The sequence below is a fragment of the Rhizobium glycinendophyticum genome (assembly GCF_006443685.1).
Taxonomy (GTDB): Bacteria; Pseudomonadota; Alphaproteobacteria; order Rhizobiales; family Rhizobiaceae; genus Allorhizobium; species Allorhizobium glycinendophyticum.
Map to the genome: position 1 here is coordinate 2,395,964 of NZ_VFYP01000001.1, position 16,146 is coordinate 2,412,109.

Genomic DNA, 16,146 nt, shown 5'->3' on the forward strand with positions numbered 1-16,146 from the left:
TAAGATAATACCCGCTTGAGCGCTCCTCCCACGCTCGCGGACCAAGGCGCGGCATGATGCCGATGCCAAGAAGGCGGCTCATTATGGGCCGCCTTTTTTCCAACCCGGATAATGCTGGGTACCTGACTCTGCGACTCAGCCCTTCCCTTGCGTAAAGTGGATGGTCACCCAGCCATTGCGCCAAATGGTGCGCACATGCGACAAGCCCTGGCTGCTATAGGCGGCAATCACCTTCCAACGCTGGCTCGCCAGAATACCCGATAGGATCACCGAGCCATTGGGCGCCAGATGCGTCACCAGTTGCGGCGCCATCTTGATCAACGGACGCGCCAGAATATTGGCAATGATCAGATCGAAGGGGCCGTATTCTCGAAACGCCGTCGAATGAAAACCGGGTGCGGTACGGAAATCGATAGCGTCGACCACCTGGTTGCGCCGCGCATTGTCGCGCGCCACGCGCACCGCAATGGGATCGATGTCGGTGGCGAGCACAGGGATCGGCCTCAGCTTGCGCACCGCAATGGCAAGCACGCCGCTGCCCGTGCCGAGGTCGAGCGCGTTGCGCACCTTGCGAGACCGCACCACCGTTTCAATCACCTCGAGGCAGCCCGCCGTCGTTCCATGATGGCCGGTCCCGAAGGCTTGGCCGGCATCGATTTCGATGGCGATATCATGGGGCTGAACCTTGTCGCGGTCATGCGAGCCATGCACCAGGAAACGCCCCGCCCTGACCGGAGTGAGCCCTTCGAGCGACTTCGCAATCCAGTCGATATCGGGAATGACCTCCCTTTCGATCGCAAGTTCGGCAAACTCTTCGGCGATGGCGGTTTCGAAGCGTGCGCGAACCGCATCCTCGTCTTCCATCATCAGATAGATCGACGCTTCCCAGATATCAGCCTTCTCGTCGACCTCGGTGGTCGCGATGGCGAAATCCTCTTCGCCGAGTTCGAAGCCCAGCAGATCGAGAACGCGGTTGGCATTGACTTCGGTCGTGCTGACAAAAAGGCGGATCTCGCTCACGGCTGTACTTCCTCGGACGTCTGAAGGTCAGGCGTTGCGGTACAACGCAATGGCCGCCAAGGCAACCGCTTGGGCCGAAGCGCCCGTCAGCCCTTCATCAGGTTCTCGAGCTTCTTCACGGCCGTATCAGGATTTTCTCCGTAAGCGATTGTGCCCTTGAAACGACCTTCCGCGTCGAGCAGGAAGACGGAAGCCGTGTGGTCCATGGTGTAATCACCATCGGGCTTGCTCTCGTCGAGCGGCACCTTTTTGGCATAGACCCGGAACCCCTTGATGACTTCGGCAACCTTGGCCGGATCGCCGGCGATCCCGGTGACGCGATCGGTGACGTTGGAGATGTACTGACCGAGAATGGCCGGAGTGTCGCGCTCCGGATCGACCGTGACAAAATAGGCCTGCAGGCCCTTCGCCTCTGGATCGACCTTCTTCAGCCAACCGTCGAGTTCGAACAATGTGGTCGGGCAGACCTCAGGGCAATGGGTAAAGCCGAAGAACAGCGCCGTCGGCTTGCCGCGAAACGCCTGCTCGCTGATCGGCTGACCGTTCTGATCCACAAGCTGGAACGGCACGCCGAACGGTGCCTCCGCGATCTTGTCGCTCGACTGCGTGACACTGTAAGTCAACCAGCCGAGCGCACCGGCCATGATGATGACGGCAGTCCACAAGACGACACGAACGGCTTTCATGAAGGGCAATCCTCGGCATTAAAAGAGAGTTGTTGAGCGGATAGGCCTAAGAACGCCGAAAAGCAATTCAACTCGTCGCAAGAGACTGCACAGCGCCGATTTGTCACGGCGCAACATGCCTTGAGAAAATCAGAAGCAATAGGCGAGACCGGAGTCGACTAGAGCGAGAAAGATCTCGCCGCCGAAGCGCAACCAGCCGAGGAAAATGACGAACGCCATCAGCACCGCAGCAAGCCCAAGGGCAGCCAGGGGAAGATAACGGGGCCGGTGTTGCGAGTACATCATCCGTGAATGATAGCGCATTGCGAGCCGGAAGACACGCCCGATCGCCCCTTGCACGCGAACTTGACGGATATCAAGGAATGGAATCAGATTTTGCTGCCAGATTGATGGAGCGACCGGCGTCTTGGGAGGGACAGATGGACCAGCATATCATCAGAGACGGCTCTTTGCCGAAATTTCGGATCAATCGGCTGACGCTTCAGGATGTCGTCGCCTCCTTTGCCGACGGATGGCGCGATTTCCGCAGCTACCCTGTCTATGGTCTGTTCTTTGGAGCCATCTACGCGCTTGGCGGGCTCTTCATCGCGGTCATGCTGGCCTATTACCATCTGCCCTGGATGATTATCCCGGTTGCCATCGGCTTTCCGCTCGTCGGCCCCTTCGTTGCGGTCGGCATCTATGAAATCAGCCGGCGTCATCAGGCAGGTGAACCGATCGGATGGAAAGCTGTCCTCGCCGAGGTCTTCCGCCAGCGCGAGCGTCAACTGTCGTGGATGGCATTCGTGGTGCTTTTCATCTTCTGGATCTGGATCTATCAGGTTCGCCTGCTGATGGCACTTCTTCTCGGCTTCCGCATTCCAGCCACGCTGGATGCCTTTGCCAATCTCGTGCTCTACACCCCCGAAGGCCTGACCTTCCTCGCCATCGGAACCGTGGTGGGTGCCGTGCTGGCGACTATCCTCTTCACTGCAACTGTCATTTCGATGCCTCTTCTCCTGGATCACGATCCCGATTTCGTCACCGCCATGCTGACGAGCATGAGAACAGTCATGGAGAACCCCCTACCGATGCTCACCTTCGGTTTCGTCATTGCAGTGGCGGCCTTCCTCGCTCTCCTGCCTGTTTTCGCTGGCCTGCTCGTGGTCCTTCCAGTTGCAGGCCACGCGACCTGGCATCTTTATCGCCGCGCCATTTCGATCCCCGCATGACGGACGAACATATCAGCTCTCAAGCCTAGGTTAAATTAGCTTACGTTTAACTATAGTATGCGAGTCTCACTCCGCGTCGTGGTGGGAATACCACGCGGGACATGACTGTCCAACAGGTCCTGCCTGGCTTCGCATGATATTGACGCAGCGCGCATAGGCCGCTGGAGAGCCTGGGGAGACACAGCTTGTTGAACTACATTACGGGTAAGAACCTGTCGGTCAGGCAACGTCTGATGACCTTGGGAGCCGCGGCCGTGCTGGGCATCGGCTCGATGCTGGCGGTCGGCTGGTACCAGAACGCGCAGCTTAACCTTTCGCTGGAGCGCGCCATCGCGGTCAAGGACGAGGTGGAGAAGGTCAACGAGATGCGGCTGGCCAATGCCAACCTTGTTCTGGCGGCCATGGACACGATCATCGACCGGGAAGAAGGCAGCATTCAGCCGGAGCGCCTCGACATCATCAACGCCGCTGCCACGATCCTCACCGAAGGAAGCGCCACACTCAAGGACATCGCCGCTGAAGCGGGTGCGTCCAGCGAGGTGGGAAACTACAACCAGGATCTGCAGACCGTGGTCCAGGCGATCAAGGTTGACCTGAAGCGCATGGTGGAGACGGGCGCCGCGGAAGCAGACTATGCGGCGATCGATGACGCCATCGACGGCGCCGGAGAGCGCGTGGGCACGACGTTGAACAATATCTCGGCGCTTGGCGGCAATGTCGTCGCGGAACGCGTCGCAGAAGCAACGCAGCGCAGCGCAGAGGCTCTGCACGTTCAACTCATTCTCGGATCTATCGCCTTCGTCACCGTGCTTGCTCTTCAGTTCATTCACGGCAACTCCATCGCCAACGGCATCCGCGCCGTCGCCCGCAGCATGCAGCGCATTGTCGACGGCGATTACAACGCTATAATCGAAGGGACCGAGCGCGGCGATGAGATAGGTCGTATGGCCAAGTCGGCCGACGTCTTTCGGCTGGCGGCTATTGAAAAACAGGACCTCGAGGAAAGCACCCGCAGTCAGCGCCTGCAGGACGAGGCGGAACGCGAGCGCCGGATGTCGACGGCTGAAGCCGATACCCGCGCCCTGAAGCTCGCCGTGGAAGCGCTGGGCGAAGGTCTGAAAAATCTGTCTGAAGGAGACCTCTCGGCCGAGATCACCGTGACTTTCCCGGCCGATCTTGAACGGCTGCGGCACGATTTCAACGACGTCTCGACCAGACTTAAAACGGTGATGACGGAAATCGCCAACAACAGCAGCTCCATCCACGCCAACAGCCAGCAGATGCGCAGTGCCGCCGATGACCTCGCCCGCCGCACGGAGCAGCAGGCTGCATCGCTGGAGGAAACCTCCGCCGCGCTGTCCGAGATTACCCAGACCGTCAAGACCTCGACCGAACGCGCCGAGGAAGCAAGCCACATGGTCGACAACGCCAAGGACTATGCGGAGAAGTCCGGCGCCGTGGTCAACGACGCCATGGCGGCCATGAACCGGATCGAGGACGCCACCGGCGAAATCGGCAAGATCATCAATGTGATCGATGAAATCGCCTTCCAGACCAACCTTCTGGCGCTCAATGCCGGCGTCGAGGCCGCCCGTGCCGGTGATGCAGGCAAGGGTTTTGCAGTCGTTGCCCAGGAAGTCCGGGCTCTGGCCGGTCGCGCCGCAGAAGCGGCGCGCGACATCAAGACACTGGTCACCCGATCCAGCGAGGAAGTCCGCAGCGGCGTCGATCTTGTCACGGCAACGGGTGAGGCCCTTCACCGAATTGGAGAAGATGTTTTACGAATTAATGAGCACGTTAAGGCAATCGTTACCAGCGCGCGTGAACAATCAGTTGGACTGAGCGAGATCAATTCGGCCGTCGGGCAGATGGACCAGGTCACGCAGCAGAATGCGGCGATGGTGGAGCAGACCAACGCGGCATCCCATACCCTGGCCAGCGACGCAGAAAACCTGTCGCGCTTGGTCGGCCAGTTCAAGATGAACTTGGACCAGACTGCTCATGCACATGTTTCGGAGCCGGCCGCCGCCGCTGCTCCTGCAAGACCCTCTCCCGCGCGTGCCCTGATCCAAAAGGTAGCCGGGACTTTCAACCGAACGGCCTCGGCATCCGCGAGCGGTGCCGCTGCAAAAGAACACTGGGAAGAGTTCTAAGATGAGCAATGCTATCAAACAGTCGGGTGCGTATCTCGAAATCGTATCCTTCCATCTCGGCGATCAAGAATTCTGCATCGACATCATGGCGATCCGGGAAATCCGCGGCTGGGCGCCTGTGACCCCGATGCCGCACACGCCGCCTTACGTGCTTGGCCTGATCAACCTGCGCGGCGCCGTCATTCCTGTCATCGACATGGCGTGCCGTCTGGGCATGAAAATGACCGAACCGTCCGAACGCGCCGCGATCATCGTGACCGATATCGCCGGTAAGCTGGTCGGGCTTCTGGTCGAACAGGTCTCAGACATGATGACGATCCGTTCCGAAGACCTGCAGCCGGCACCGGAAATCATCCCGGAAGCCCAGCGCGCCTTCTGCCGCGGTATCGTTGCCCTCGAAAAGTCGATGGTCTGCTTCCTCAACCTCGACACCGTGATCGCCGACGAACTGGCTCAGGCTGCCTGAGCCGACTGCTCTTCCCGAGACATCCGCTCCGGTCCCAAGGGCGGATCTGAAAGCTCGCAGCGCGATTGGCCGACAGCCAGTCGCGCTTTCGGCTGTGATTGACGCTCACTATTTGGTTATTTTCACCGGCCGTTTTTTTGATGGAACGGACGGCGCATCGTCACGTTTCTCCATGGCTTCCGACCAAGGGAAGTTTTTACAACGAAAACAAGGAGAAACACCATGAATTCTGCTGTAAAGCTCGCTCTCGCCGGTGCTATGTCCATTGCCCCGGCGACCGGCGCTGCCTTGGCTCAGGCGACCACCCCCATGGTGGATTCGACCACGACCGGCTCGACGACTATGACCGAAGGCCTCACCATCGTGCAGATGAGCTCGCTCAATGACGAGAGCACGCGTGAGAAGTTCACCAAGATCGAGCGGCTTTCGAAGAGCGAGACGGCCATGGCAGAGGCGCAGGCCGAACTCCAGAACGATCCCACCCTGGTTGCCGCCCTCGACGCGAAAAATGTCCAGCTTACCAATGTGGTCCTCGTCGAAACGGCCGCCAACGGTGGCAAGGTCGTCTACATCAAGTAACAGACCGATTGCAGACCAAGCAAAGACGCCCTGGAACTTCTGGTTCCAGGGCGTTCTCCATGAGTGCAGACGGTTTGAGTGCAGACGATCAATCGCCACGTTGACCGACAAGAAGTACCTTAGTTCGGCTTGCCATTCGCCCAGGTGACGTTCTGGTTGAACAAGGGCACGGTAGAAATCGACATCTTGGCCGATCCCTCCACCACCTGGCGGGAATGCGCCAGATAGATCAGCGTGTCATTCGTCTTGTCATAGATGCGATTGACGACCAGAGACTTCCAGATAATCGAGCGCCCCTCGCGAAACACCTCCTCGCCCTCTTCCGACAGATCGATCTTGCCGATCTCGATCGGACCCGTCTGGCGGCATGCGATGGAATTGTTGGACGGGTCCTCGAACCAGTTGCCCTTGCTCAGTCGATCGATGATCGAGCGGTCAAAATAGGTCACGTGGCAGGTGACGCCCTTCACCTCAGGATCCGTGACGGCCTCGACGACGATGTCATTGCCGACCCAGTCGACACCGACCTTTCCGACGACTTCCGCAACAGCGGGGGCTGCGATGCCGGCGGCAAGGGCAGCGATGATGAACAGTCGACGAGACATGACCTCACTCCTTTGTGATCGATAGCCTCTAGATAAGTCGCCGCATCAGCCTTGCAAGGCAACAGCCGTTCGCTTTGGCTTGCGGGCAAACGAGCAGGCATCATAACCGCCGCGATGGATCCGGCCGGGATTGAGCGCGAGACGACTCGCGAGATCGATTAGACCCGTCGCCCCCGCTTCCGCCGCCATGGCCAGACAGGCCTCTGCGCAGATTCGCGCGTCTTCCGCAGCGTTATGGTGCTGGAACGAGAGCCCAAGATGCGCCGCCAGCACGTTTAGTCGGTGTGAACCGAGGTCCGGCCAGTGACGCTGGGCGAGCTTGACGCTGCACAGATAGGAGAATTCCGGATAGGCCATTCCATAGAGATCGAGACTGGCGCGGATCACCGAAAAGTCGAAGGCGGCGTTGTGGGCGACCAGCGTTGCGCCTTCGAAATCATCGAAGAACTCCGCCATCACGTCGGGAAATTCCGGCGCGAAGGCGACGTGTTCGGGCCTGATGCCGTGGATAGCCGTGTTGAACGGCGAAAATCTGTTGCCCGGCGGCCGGATGAGCCGCTCCTCGACCCGCACCACCAAGCCGTTCTCAATAAAGGCGAGGCCGATGGAGCAGGCACTTGCGCGCGCCTCCGTGGCAGTTTCGAAATCGATGGCGATCGCACGCTCGGCGAGAGGTGTCGTGGTGAACATGCAACGGGCATAGACCGACGAGAAGATTCGAGCAACCGCTCCGACCACAACCCTTGACAGGCAGGCGATCTGCCAGCAGCTTTGGCGCATGACGTTTGCACGATCGGCCCTTCTCGTGACCATGCTCACCGTCGTCCTGTTTCAGGGCGCTGGGCGTGTCTTTATGGCCTGATCGGCCGCAAGTCATTCCCCGGCAACCCTGCGAGACAGCCGGGGTTGCAGGACAAACCGGCTCTCTCCACCGATCGAGAAAGAGCCTATGCCTCAACTTCACAGTCTTCCCCCTGTTTCCTCCGCAGTAGCGTGGCCTCAGGGACTGGTCATCAGACCTGCCACGCCCGCAGACGCTCAGCAGATTGCGGATTTTCACAATCTACCCGGCTACCGCGCCGGCACCCTGCGTCTGCCTTATCAATCGGCTGAGGAGGTCCGCAGATTCCTTGAACAGCCGCGCGGTGACGGGATCTTTATGGTCGCGGTGATGGATGAAATGGTGGTCGGGGATATTGGCCTTGTCCGCGCCAATGGACGCCGTAGTCACACGGCCACCGTCGGGATGGGTGTCCACGACGCCTACCAGCGCCGCGGCATCGGCCGCGCCCTGCTCGGCGAAATCGTCGCGATATCCGACGAATGGCTCAACCTGCATCGGTTGGAGCTAACGGTCTTCTGCGACAACCACGCGGCCGTGACCCTTTACCAGTCCTTCGGATTTGAAACGGAAGGTGTACACCGGGCCTATGCCTTTCGCGCCGGCGCCTATGCCGATGTCTTCGGCATGGCGCGGTTGCGCAAGTGAAGCCATTGAGGGCGTCTGGCGTCATTGTGCCGGCGCCTTCACCATCTCCCGCCTTTTCAGCCCGGCCCCCTGTACTTTTGCGGAGGTTCCGGGTAGGAACGGCGCCAACATACCCGCACTCGGCGGGCGCGGCGCCTGTGCCCGCACCATCCATCACTTTCGAAAGACAAATGCATGACGAATTTTGACGCCATCGTCCCGGCGATTGCCGAGGCCTTGCGCAAGCGTGGCTATGAAACCCTGACCCCCGTTCAGGAAGCCATGATCGACCCCGAGCTGCTGGGCCGTGACGCACTCGTGTCCGCCCAGACCGGGTCTGGCAAGACGGTGGCCTTCGGTCTCGCCATGGCACCCACCCTTCTGGAGGGCGAAGCACGCTTCGGCCGCGCCGGAAAGCCGCTGGCCCTCGCAATTGCCCCCACCCGTGAACTGGCCATGCAGGTCCAGCGCGAACTGGAATGGCTTTACGCGGAAACCGGCGCCATCATCGGCTCCTGCGTCGGCGGCATGGACATCCGCAACGAGCGGCGCGCGCTAGAACGCGGTGCCCATATCATCGTCGGCACCCCGGGCCGGCTACGTGACCATATCACCCGCCGCGCACTGGATCTGTCTGAACTGAAGGTCGTCGTGCTCGACGAGGCCGACGAGATGCTCGATCTCGGTTTCCGCGAAGACCTGGAATTCATTCTTGAAGAATCGCCAGACGATCGCCGTACCATGATGTTCTCGGCCACCGTGTCGCGTTCCATCGCCGATCTCGCCAAGAGCTACCAGCGCGATGCCCGCCGCATCGAAACGGTGTCGGAAACGAAGCAGCACGTCGACATTGAATATCGTGCGCTGATGGTCGCCAATCCCGACCGCGAAAACGCCATCATCAATGTTCTGCGCTTCTATGAGGCGCGCAATGCCATCGTGTTCTGCTCGACCCGGGCAGCCGTCAATCACCTCACCGCCCGCCTGCACAATCGCGGCTTCTCGGTCGTGGCACTGTCAGGCGAACTGTCGCAGAACGAGCGCACCCACGCGCTGCAGGCCATGCGCGACGGCCGCGCCCGCGTTTGCATCGCAACCGACGTCGCCGCCCGAGGCATCGACTTGCCAGGCCTCGAACTCGTCATCCACGCAGACCTGCCGACCAATTCGGAAACCCTTCTACACCGCTCTGGCCGCACCGGCCGCGCCGGCAACAAGGGCGTCTCCGCCCTCATCGTGCCGAACAGCGCCCGCCGCAAGGCCGAGCGTCTGCTCGGTGGCGCCAATGTCCGTCCGACCTGGGCACTTCCGCCCTCGGCCGACGAAGTCATGGCCCGCGACGACGAAAGGCTGATGGCTGATCCGTCGCTGACACAGCCGATCGGCGAAGACGAAAGCGCCATGGTCGCGACCCTGCTCGAAACCCATGGAGCCGAACAGGTCGCCGCCGCTTTCCTGCGCCTGCAGCGTGGCAATCGATCGGCCCCGGAAGATCTCATTCCCGTCAACCCCGAAGCCGTGCGCAAGCAGCGCGAGCCGGACTATGCAAACCCGTCCAGCGCCGCCACCAAGCCGCGCAGCGAGTTCGGCCCAAGCGTCTGGTTCTCGGTGTCGGTCGGTCGTCGCCAGAACGCCGAGCCGCGCTGGCTGATCCCGATGCTCTGCCGCAACGGCAACATCACCAAGAACGAAATCGGCGCGATCAAGATGCAGCAGGAGGAGACCTTTATCGAGATCTCCGAAAGCGGCCTCGACACCTTCGTCGCAGCTCTTGGCCCCAATGCCGCGCTTGAGCGCGGCATCACCGTGCAGCGCTTGCCGGGCATGCCGAATTTCAACGCCGCTCCGAAAGAACGTCCCGCCCGCCCGCCACGCGAAGAAGGGGAACGTCATCCCAACGCCGAAAAGAAGCCCTTCGGCGAGAAGAAGGCCTATGGTGATAAGAAGCCATATGGCGACAAAAAGTCCTTTGGCGACAAGAAGCCCTACGGTGACAAGCCGGCCTACGGTGACAAGAAGCCCTATGCCCGCAAGGACGAGGCCCCGGCCCGCGCACCGCGCGACTCGATGGCCGCAACCGACGCTGAAGTCTGGGGCGATGCCCCCGCCAAGCCTGCCTTCAAGAAGCCGAAGGGTGCCTCCAACGCCTGGGAGAAGTCGGCCAAGCCCGATTGGGCTGGCAAGCCGAAGGGTGACAAGCCTGCTTACGCTGGTAAGCCCAAGGGCAAGTTCGATGACCGCGGTGGTACAGGCGGACAGAAGAAGAAGACTTTCAAGCCCAAGGGTTGACCGGTAAGCCGGCAGCATCGCCGGGCAAGAGAAGGCCGGCCCCGAGCCGGCCATCATCTGTCTCGCCGCTGATCTCGACAGTCGGCACAGTTTAGTCAGTCTCTGATGGAACAACATCTTTCCCTCCCGCATTGTCGGCGGGCAGGGCAAGGTGGAACAATGGCTTCGACACAGACACGGCAGACGACACGCACGGACGTCGACGCTTTTCTGAGGGGCATTGCCCGCGGCTTTGCCGGCGCGCTGCTCTTTTCGATTCCGATGTTGATGACGATGGAGATGTGGTTCCTCGGCTTTTACATGTCGCGGGAACGGCTGCTGCTCCTCTTGATCCTCAACATGCCGCTGCTTTTGGTACTCTCTCACCGCATCGGCTTCGAACATACCGCCACCTGGACGCAATCCGCCCGTGACGCGATCGTCGCCTATGGCATGGGCATTATCGCGAGCGCCGCGATCCTCGTCCTGCTCGGGGTCGTCACCATCGACATGCCGCCGGACCAGTGGATCGGCATGGTCGCGGTCCAGGCCGTGCCCGCGAGCATCGGCGCCATGCTCGGCCGCAGCCAGCTCAGCATGTCCGATGACGACGACGAGGATGGCGACAATGAAGACGAGCGGGAGGAAAAGCCCGGCACGAGTTACGCCACCGAACTGTTCATGATGGCCGTCGGCGCGCTGTTTCTCTCCCTGAATCTCGCCCCGACCGAAGAGATGATCCTGCTCGCCTACAAGATGACGCCCTGGCATGCTCTGGCGCTCGCGGTGATTTCCATCCTGCTGATGCACGGTTTCGTCTATGCGCTCGCCTTCCGCGGAAGCCATTCCCTTCAGCAGGACGAGCCGCGTTGGCACGCCTTCATCCGCTTTACCCTGCCCGGCTACGTGGTTGCCCTCGCCGTCAGCCTTTATGCCCTCTGGACTTTCGAGCGGCTCGACGGAATGGCTGCCATCGAGGCCCTGCTGGTCGTGATCGTGCTGGCTTTTCCCGCTGCCGTCGGCGCGGCCGCAGCCCGGCTGATATTGTGAGGTCCCCGTCATGAGTTCAAATCCCAACAATATCGAACAGCTGCGGCCCCACTGGATTGAATGGCTGACCGGCCTTGTCTCGCTCGCCGCCATCTGCGCCGTCATCGGCTGGCTCGCCGTGGATATCTGGACGACGGACGATCGCCAGCCAGAACTGGTCGCGCGCGTCGTCTCGGCGGAAAAGGTCGCGACTGGCTTCCAGGTCGTCTTCGAACTGCGCAACAGGGCAACACTCGCGGCGGCGGGCGTCGAAGTCCGCGCGCAACTGTCGCAACAGGCCCGTCTCGTTGAGGAAGCGGAAGTGACCTTTGACTATGTCGCTGCAGGCTCCACTGCACGCGGCGCAGTCATCTTCGAAAACGACCCCGCTCGCCTCGCGCTCAGCATCCGGGCCGTCGGTTTCACCGAGCCATAGAGGTAACAGACCGAAATTGGCAACAACGCAATCTTAAGTTACACCTTCATGGAAACTTAATTTTTGAAGGGTTACAAATACTACACGCTTGAAGTGCATCAAGGCGCACACAGCGACAGTAAGGTAGAATAAAGCTTCGCCCGCTGACAGACACTGCATGCGAATGTCGCCCTCGAACGTCGGCAGACTTCTTTCAGCATGAACTCAATCTGACGCGAACACTTTAAGAGAACTGGGCAGAATCCGATGCTGAAGCAACAGATTGAATCCTGGGTCATCCGCGACATCGGCTTGACGGAGTTCGACAATTGGGCGCCGGTCATCCGGTTCGGCACACGGCTCTCCATCCGCACCTCGATCATCGCCTGCCTCATGGTCGCAGGCCTGTTGATCGTCCTATGGTCGCTCGGCATCCTGCGCAATCCGCTGATCCATGATCTGATCATCGGCTGCGGCATTTCCATCATCGTCGCCTATAGCCTGACCATGCTCTCGTCCATGTATATGGGTTATGCGGTCATTCACCTCGCCCGCACGCGGCGCGAATTCCAGCACCAGAGCCGTCACGACATGCTCTCGGGCCTCCTCAACCGCCGCGCCTTCATTGCTGACATTTCGAAAGTGGAGCACGGACATCTGCTCATCCTCGATATCGACCGCTTCAAGCAGGTCAACGATCGCTACGGCCATCTGGCGGGTGATGATGTCATCGTCGCGGTCGCACACACGCTGCGCGAACACATCAAGGAGCCGCATCTTGCAGCCCGCGTCGGAGGCGAGGAATTTGCAGTGCTGTTTTGCGATCTCGACCACGGCGAGATGATGCAGACCGCCGAAAAGCTGCGCCGCGCCGTCGCCGCCCGTCCGATCGACAGCATACAGCAGACGATCTCGGTCACCGTCTCCGGCGGCATTGCCGATTTCTCGCCGACCCGCGACTTCTCGGCCGTCTACGCCGCCGCCGACCACGCCCTGTATCTCGCCAAGAGCGCCGGCCGAAACCGCCTCTATCACGAACGCGACGCCACCCGCAGCATGCCCTCCGACCAGCCGATCTACGGCGCCATTCTCGACCACGCCGACGCAACGTTTACTGCTGCGTGAGCGATCATCCCCCGATCAGCGCCAGCCACTCGTCTTCCGTCATCACGGCGACAGCCAGTTCCCGTGCTTTATCGAGTTTGGAACCGGCACCTGGACCAGCGACCACGTAATCCGTCTTTTTTGAAACCGAGCCAGCGACCTTGGCGCCAAGCCCCTCCGCGCGTGCCTTGGCTTCGTCGCGGGTAAAGCGTTCGAGCGAGCCGGTAAAGACGACGGTCTTGCCCGCAACTGGACTGTCGCTGGCGACCGGGGCCTCCGCATCGAGCGGCCGCACTTCGGCCAGCAGGCGCTGAACCACCTCCAGATTGCGCGGTTCTTTGAAGAACTCGACGATGGAGGCCGCCACCACTTCACCGATCCCCTCGATAGCATTCAACTCGTTCCAGGCATCCCCGAATTTCGGTGCGGCCGCTTCCATGCCTTCGGCAAAGACGCGGTACGAGCCATAGGAGCGGGACAGCAGTTTGGCAGTCGTCTCGCCGACATGGCGGATGCCGAGCGCGAAGATGAAACGATGGAGCGCAATCTCCCGTCGTGCATCAATTGCTTCGAACAGTTTTCGGACGCTGACACGGCCAAAGCCTTCGATATTCTCAAGCTTCGTCAGCGACCTTTCCTGCCGTTCCTTCAGCGTGAAGATGTCAGGGGCGGTCCGGATCATCAGCGCCGGGTCATCGCTTTCAAAGAAGAAGTCGACCTGCTTCGTGCCGAGACCTTCTATATCGAAGGCGTTGCGCGAGACGAAATGTTTGATGTGTTCGACCGCCTGCGCCCGGCACACGAAGCCACCTGTGCAGCGGGTGACGGAATCGAGTTTGCCCGTCTTCTCGTTCTTCTCGCGCACGGCATGGCTTCCACAGACCGGGCACTGCGTCGGGAAGATATACTTCGACGTTTTTTCCGGTCGCTTCTCCATGACCACGTCGAGAACCTGCGGAATAACGTCGCCGGCGCGCTGCACGATGACCGTGTCACCGATCCGGATGTCGTGTCCTTCCTCGCGAATACGTTGGCCGGCATTGCCGATGCCCTCGATGTAATCGGCATTGTGCAGCGTGGCATTAGTGACCACCACACCGCCGACGGTCACGGGCGTCAGCCGCGCGACAGGCGTCAGTGCCCCAGTACGGCCGACCTGAATGTCGATCGCTTCGACCGTGGTGAAAGCCTGTTCGGCGGGAAACTTGTGTGCCGTCGCCCAGCGCGGCGAGCGCGAGCGGAAACCGAGCCTGGCCTGAAGATCTAGCCGGTCAACCTTATAGACGACACCATCGATGTCGTAGTCGAGGTCGGCGCGCTTGAGACCAATATCGCGGTAATGGCCAATGATCTCCTCAACCGACGTTAGACGCCGCGTCAATGGATTGACCGGGAAGCCCCAGCGCTGAAACACCTCGACCATGCCTGACTGCGTCTCGGCCGGCATCGTGCTCATCTCGCCCCAGGCATAGGCAAAGAAGCGCAGCTTGCGGCTCGCCGTCACCTTCGCATCGAGCTGGCGCAGAGAACCGGAAGCCGTGTTGCGCGGGTTCACGTAGGGCTGTTTGCCCTCCGCCTCCATCTGCGCATTGAGCGCCAGGAAATCCGACTTCGCCATGTAGACTTCGCCGCGCACCTCCACCACATCGGGTGCATCCGCGGGCAGTTCCTCCGGAATTTCCTTGATCGTGCGGATATTGGCCGTGACGTTTTCACCGGTCGTGCCATCGCCGCGCGTGGCGGCCGTCACCAGCTTGCGGTTCTCGTAGCGCAGCGACATCGACAAGCCGTCGATCTTCGGCTCTGCGGTGAAAGCAATGGAGCCGTCGGGGATCTGCCCGAGGAAGCGATAGACTGACCCGACGAAATCCTGGACATCCTCGTCGGAAAAGGCGTTGTCGAGCGAGAGCATCGGCCGGGCGTGCACGACCTGGGCAAAGATGCCGGCGGGTGCAGCACCGACACGCTGCGACGGGCTGTCGGTTCTGACCAGTTGCGGAAACTGCGCCTCGATCGCGTCGTTGCGCCGCTTCAGCGCATCGTAGTCCGCGTCAGATATCTCCGGCTGATCCTTGCCATGATAGAGCGCATCGTGATGAGCGATTTCGGCCGACAGCCGTTGCAGCTCGGCCCTGGCCTGGTCTTCCGTCAGGTCCTCGACTGCTACTGCGCCCGCGGCCAAATCCGTGCCCAAATTCGTGCTCATGCCGTTCTCCGAATGCGTTTCCCGACGGTCTTAATCGAAATTCCCGGAATGAAAAGCCGTCTCAACCACTCTCTCCTCAATCCTTCAGGCTCTTCAAATCCACCCGTGCGGTGAGCGGCAGATGATCAGACGCCATCCGCGCCAGGGGCGTGTCATGCACGGTGATATCGGTGATCAGTCCCGTGCGATTGGCCAAGATACGGTCGAGAGACAGGACGGGCAACCGAGCGGGGAAGCTGGGGATCGGCGGCGGTAGCGGCCCGAACACCGGCTCCAGCCGGGTGAGTGCCGAACCCGGCCCCAGCCGCCATTCGTTGAAGTCCCCCATCAGCAGCGTCGGCCGCTCGCTGCGAGACTGCAGGATGTCGAGAATGAAATCCGCCTGCTGCCGTCTGGCCCAGCGCATCAGGCCGAGATGGGCCGCTATCACCCTCAGGCCCGATCGGCCTTCCCGCCCCTGCAATTCGATTTCCGCTACCAGCGCCCCACGTGGCTCAAGCCCCGGCAGCGACACCTGGTGCACGTCTTCGACTATCCCCTCGCGAAACAAGAGCACATTGCCACACCATCCATGCGACTTTGCCCCGCTCATCACCGGAACCGGCAGCAAGCCCGTCTCCAGCCGCAACCGGTTGAGATCGAGCAGGCCCGACCGCTCGCCAAAGCGCTGGTCAGCTTCTTGCAGCGCGATCACGTCTGGCCGCATTTCCTGGATCACATCGATGATCCGCCCCGGGTCGAAACGCCCGTCGGTGCCGACACATTTATGCACGTTGTAGGAAGCGACCGTCATGACCCCGTCGCCGGGTTGGCCCGTGGCAGCACCCTCCGGACGTTGGCGCCGGTTGCGCAAGGAGGTCATCATCGTACGCGCCAGGCTCGGTCTGCTCGTCTTCATGGAACCTCGTCAGTTGCGCGTCGTCAGACGCAAGGCTT

General features: G+C 60.9%; 15 protein-coding genes. 9 read left to right on the plus strand and 6 right to left on the minus strand.

Annotated features, from left to right (window positions below; all coding sequences use genetic code 11):
- Nucleotides 1-135 precede the first annotated feature (135 nt).
- On the minus strand, nt 136-1,020 hold the full coding sequence (locus FJQ55_RS11715) for a 50S ribosomal protein L11 methyltransferase (RefSeq protein ID WP_140828114.1): 885 nt from the start codon (nt 1,018-1,020) through the stop codon (nt 136-138).
- Between the two features lie 86 nt (nt 1,021-1,106).
- Nucleotides 1,107-1,706: an SCO family protein gene (locus tag FJQ55_RS11720; protein ID WP_140828115.1), complete on the minus strand. Its 600-nt coding sequence runs from the start codon at nt 1,704-1,706 to the stop codon at nt 1,107-1,109.
- Between the two features lie 419 nt (nt 1,707-2,125).
- On the opposite strand from FJQ55_RS11720, the gene FJQ55_RS11725 reads away from it, so the two are divergent.
- The 4 genes from FJQ55_RS11725 to FJQ55_RS11740 all read left to right on the plus strand — a co-directional run bounded on the left by FJQ55_RS11725 (nt 2,126) and on the right by FJQ55_RS11740 (nt 6,115).
- Nucleotides 2,126-2,917: a DUF2189 domain-containing protein gene (locus tag FJQ55_RS11725; RefSeq protein ID WP_140828116.1), complete on the plus strand. Its 792-nt coding sequence runs from the start codon at nt 2,126-2,128 to the stop codon at nt 2,915-2,917.
- A 185-nt stretch (nt 2,918-3,102) separates the two neighbouring features.
- A complete protein-coding gene (locus tag FJQ55_RS11730) occupies nt 3,103-5,070 on the plus strand; it encodes a methyl-accepting chemotaxis protein (RefSeq protein ID WP_246085085.1) in 1,968 nt (655 codons plus the stop codon).
- A 1-nt stretch (nt 5,071) separates the two neighbouring features.
- Nucleotides 5,072-5,536 (plus strand): chemotaxis protein CheW, encoded by a 465-nt coding sequence (locus FJQ55_RS11735; RefSeq protein WP_062278961.1) that lies wholly within the window; start codon nt 5,072-5,074, stop codon nt 5,534-5,536.
- Nucleotides 5,537-5,758: 222 nt separating this feature from the next.
- Nucleotides 5,759-6,115 (plus strand): hypothetical protein, encoded by a 357-nt coding sequence (locus FJQ55_RS11740; protein WP_140828117.1) that lies wholly within the window; start codon nt 5,759-5,761, stop codon nt 6,113-6,115.
- A gap of 119 nt (nt 6,116-6,234) precedes the next feature.
- On the opposite strand, the gene FJQ55_RS11745 is transcribed toward FJQ55_RS11740, so the two are convergent.
- Nucleotides 6,235-6,720, minus strand: a complete 486-nt coding sequence (locus FJQ55_RS11745) for a CreA family protein (RefSeq protein WP_140828119.1) — start codon at nt 6,718-6,720, stop codon at nt 6,235-6,237.
- Nucleotides 6,721-6,765: 45 nt separating this feature from the next.
- Nucleotides 6,766-7,410: a 3'-5' exonuclease gene (locus FJQ55_RS11750; RefSeq protein ID WP_140829256.1), complete on the minus strand. Its 645-nt coding sequence runs from the start codon at nt 7,408-7,410 to the stop codon at nt 6,766-6,768.
- 259 nt (nt 7,411-7,669) lie between these two features.
- Here FJQ55_RS11750 and FJQ55_RS11755 point away from each other — a divergent pair, with 259 nt between their 5' ends.
- The 5 genes from FJQ55_RS11755 (at nt 7,670) to FJQ55_RS11775 (ending at nt 13,025) form a co-directional block, all read left to right on the plus strand.
- Nucleotides 7,670-8,209, plus strand: coding sequence for a GNAT family N-acetyltransferase (locus FJQ55_RS11755; protein WP_140828120.1), 540 nt, complete (start codon nt 7,670-7,672; stop codon nt 8,207-8,209).
- A 174-nt stretch (nt 8,210-8,383) separates the two neighbouring features.
- Nucleotides 8,384-10,477, plus strand: a complete 2,094-nt coding sequence (locus FJQ55_RS11760) for a DEAD/DEAH box helicase (protein WP_140828121.1) — start codon at nt 8,384-8,386, stop codon at nt 10,475-10,477.
- A gap of 159 nt (nt 10,478-10,636) precedes the next feature.
- Complete coding sequence (locus FJQ55_RS11765) at nt 10,637-11,506, plus strand: TIGR02587 family membrane protein (RefSeq protein WP_140828122.1); 870 nt, start codon at nt 10,637-10,639, stop codon at nt 11,504-11,506.
- Nucleotides 11,507-11,516: 10 nt separating this feature from the next.
- The gene (locus tag FJQ55_RS11770) at nt 11,517-11,921 is read left to right on the plus strand and encodes a TIGR02588 family protein (RefSeq protein WP_140828123.1); all 405 of its coding nucleotides are present in this window, start codon (nt 11,517-11,519) and stop codon (nt 11,919-11,921) included.
- Between the two features lie 246 nt (nt 11,922-12,167).
- Nucleotides 12,168-13,025, plus strand: a complete 858-nt coding sequence (locus FJQ55_RS11775; protein WP_140828125.1) for a GGDEF domain-containing protein — start codon at nt 12,168-12,170, stop codon at nt 13,023-13,025.
- A 4-nt stretch (nt 13,026-13,029) separates the two neighbouring features.
- Here the strand turns inward: FJQ55_RS11775 and ligA are convergent, their stop codons facing one another.
- Complete coding sequence (gene ligA, locus FJQ55_RS11780) at nt 13,030-15,210, minus strand: NAD-dependent DNA ligase LigA (RefSeq protein WP_425467516.1); 2,181 nt, start codon at nt 15,208-15,210, stop codon at nt 13,030-13,032.
- Nucleotides 15,211-15,286: 76 nt separating this feature from the next.
- The gene (locus tag FJQ55_RS11785) at nt 15,287-16,108 is read right to left on the minus strand and encodes an endonuclease/exonuclease/phosphatase family protein (RefSeq protein WP_140828127.1); all 822 of its coding nucleotides are present in this window, start codon (nt 16,106-16,108) and stop codon (nt 15,287-15,289) included.
- Nucleotides 16,109-16,146 lie beyond the last annotated feature (38 nt).

What these genes read in the sequence shown, in the direction of transcription:
- FJQ55_RS11720 (WP_140828115.1), bottom strand. Translation starts at nt 1,706, where the DNA reads ATGAAAGCCGTTCGTGTCGTCTTGTGGACTGCCGTCATCATCATGGCC.
- FJQ55_RS11725 (WP_140828116.1), top strand. Translation starts at nt 2,126, where the DNA reads ATGGACCAGCATATCATCAGAGACGGCTCTTTGCCGAAATTTCGGATC.
- FJQ55_RS11735 (WP_062278961.1), top strand. Translation starts at nt 5,072, where the DNA reads ATGAGCAATGCTATCAAACAGTCGGGTGCGTATCTCGAAATCGTATCC.
- FJQ55_RS11740 (WP_140828117.1), top strand. Translation starts at nt 5,759, where the DNA reads ATGAATTCTGCTGTAAAGCTCGCTCTCGCCGGTGCTATGTCCATTGCC.
- FJQ55_RS11745 (WP_140828119.1), bottom strand. Translation starts at nt 6,720, where the DNA reads ATGTCTCGTCGACTGTTCATCATCGCTGCCCTTGCCGCCGGCATCGCA.
- FJQ55_RS11750 (WP_140829256.1), bottom strand. Translation starts at nt 7,410, where the DNA reads ATGTTCACCACGACACCTCTCGCCGAGCGTGCGATCGCCATCGATTTC.
- FJQ55_RS11755 (WP_140828120.1), top strand. Translation starts at nt 7,670, where the DNA reads ATGCCTCAACTTCACAGTCTTCCCCCTGTTTCCTCCGCAGTAGCGTGG.
- FJQ55_RS11760 (WP_140828121.1), top strand. Translation starts at nt 8,384, where the DNA reads ATGACGAATTTTGACGCCATCGTCCCGGCGATTGCCGAGGCCTTGCGC.
- FJQ55_RS11765 (WP_140828122.1), top strand. Translation starts at nt 10,637, where the DNA reads ATGGCTTCGACACAGACACGGCAGACGACACGCACGGACGTCGACGCT.
- FJQ55_RS11770 (WP_140828123.1), top strand. Translation starts at nt 11,517, where the DNA reads ATGAGTTCAAATCCCAACAATATCGAACAGCTGCGGCCCCACTGGATT.
- FJQ55_RS11775 (WP_140828125.1), top strand. Translation starts at nt 12,168, where the DNA reads ATGCTGAAGCAACAGATTGAATCCTGGGTCATCCGCGACATCGGCTTG.
- ligA (WP_425467516.1), bottom strand. Translation starts at nt 15,210, where the DNA reads ATGAGCACGAATTTGGGCACGGATTTGGCCGCGGGCGCAGTAGCAGTC.
- FJQ55_RS11785 (WP_140828127.1), bottom strand. Translation starts at nt 16,108, where the DNA reads ATGAAGACGAGCAGACCGAGCCTGGCGCGTACGATGATGACCTCCTTG.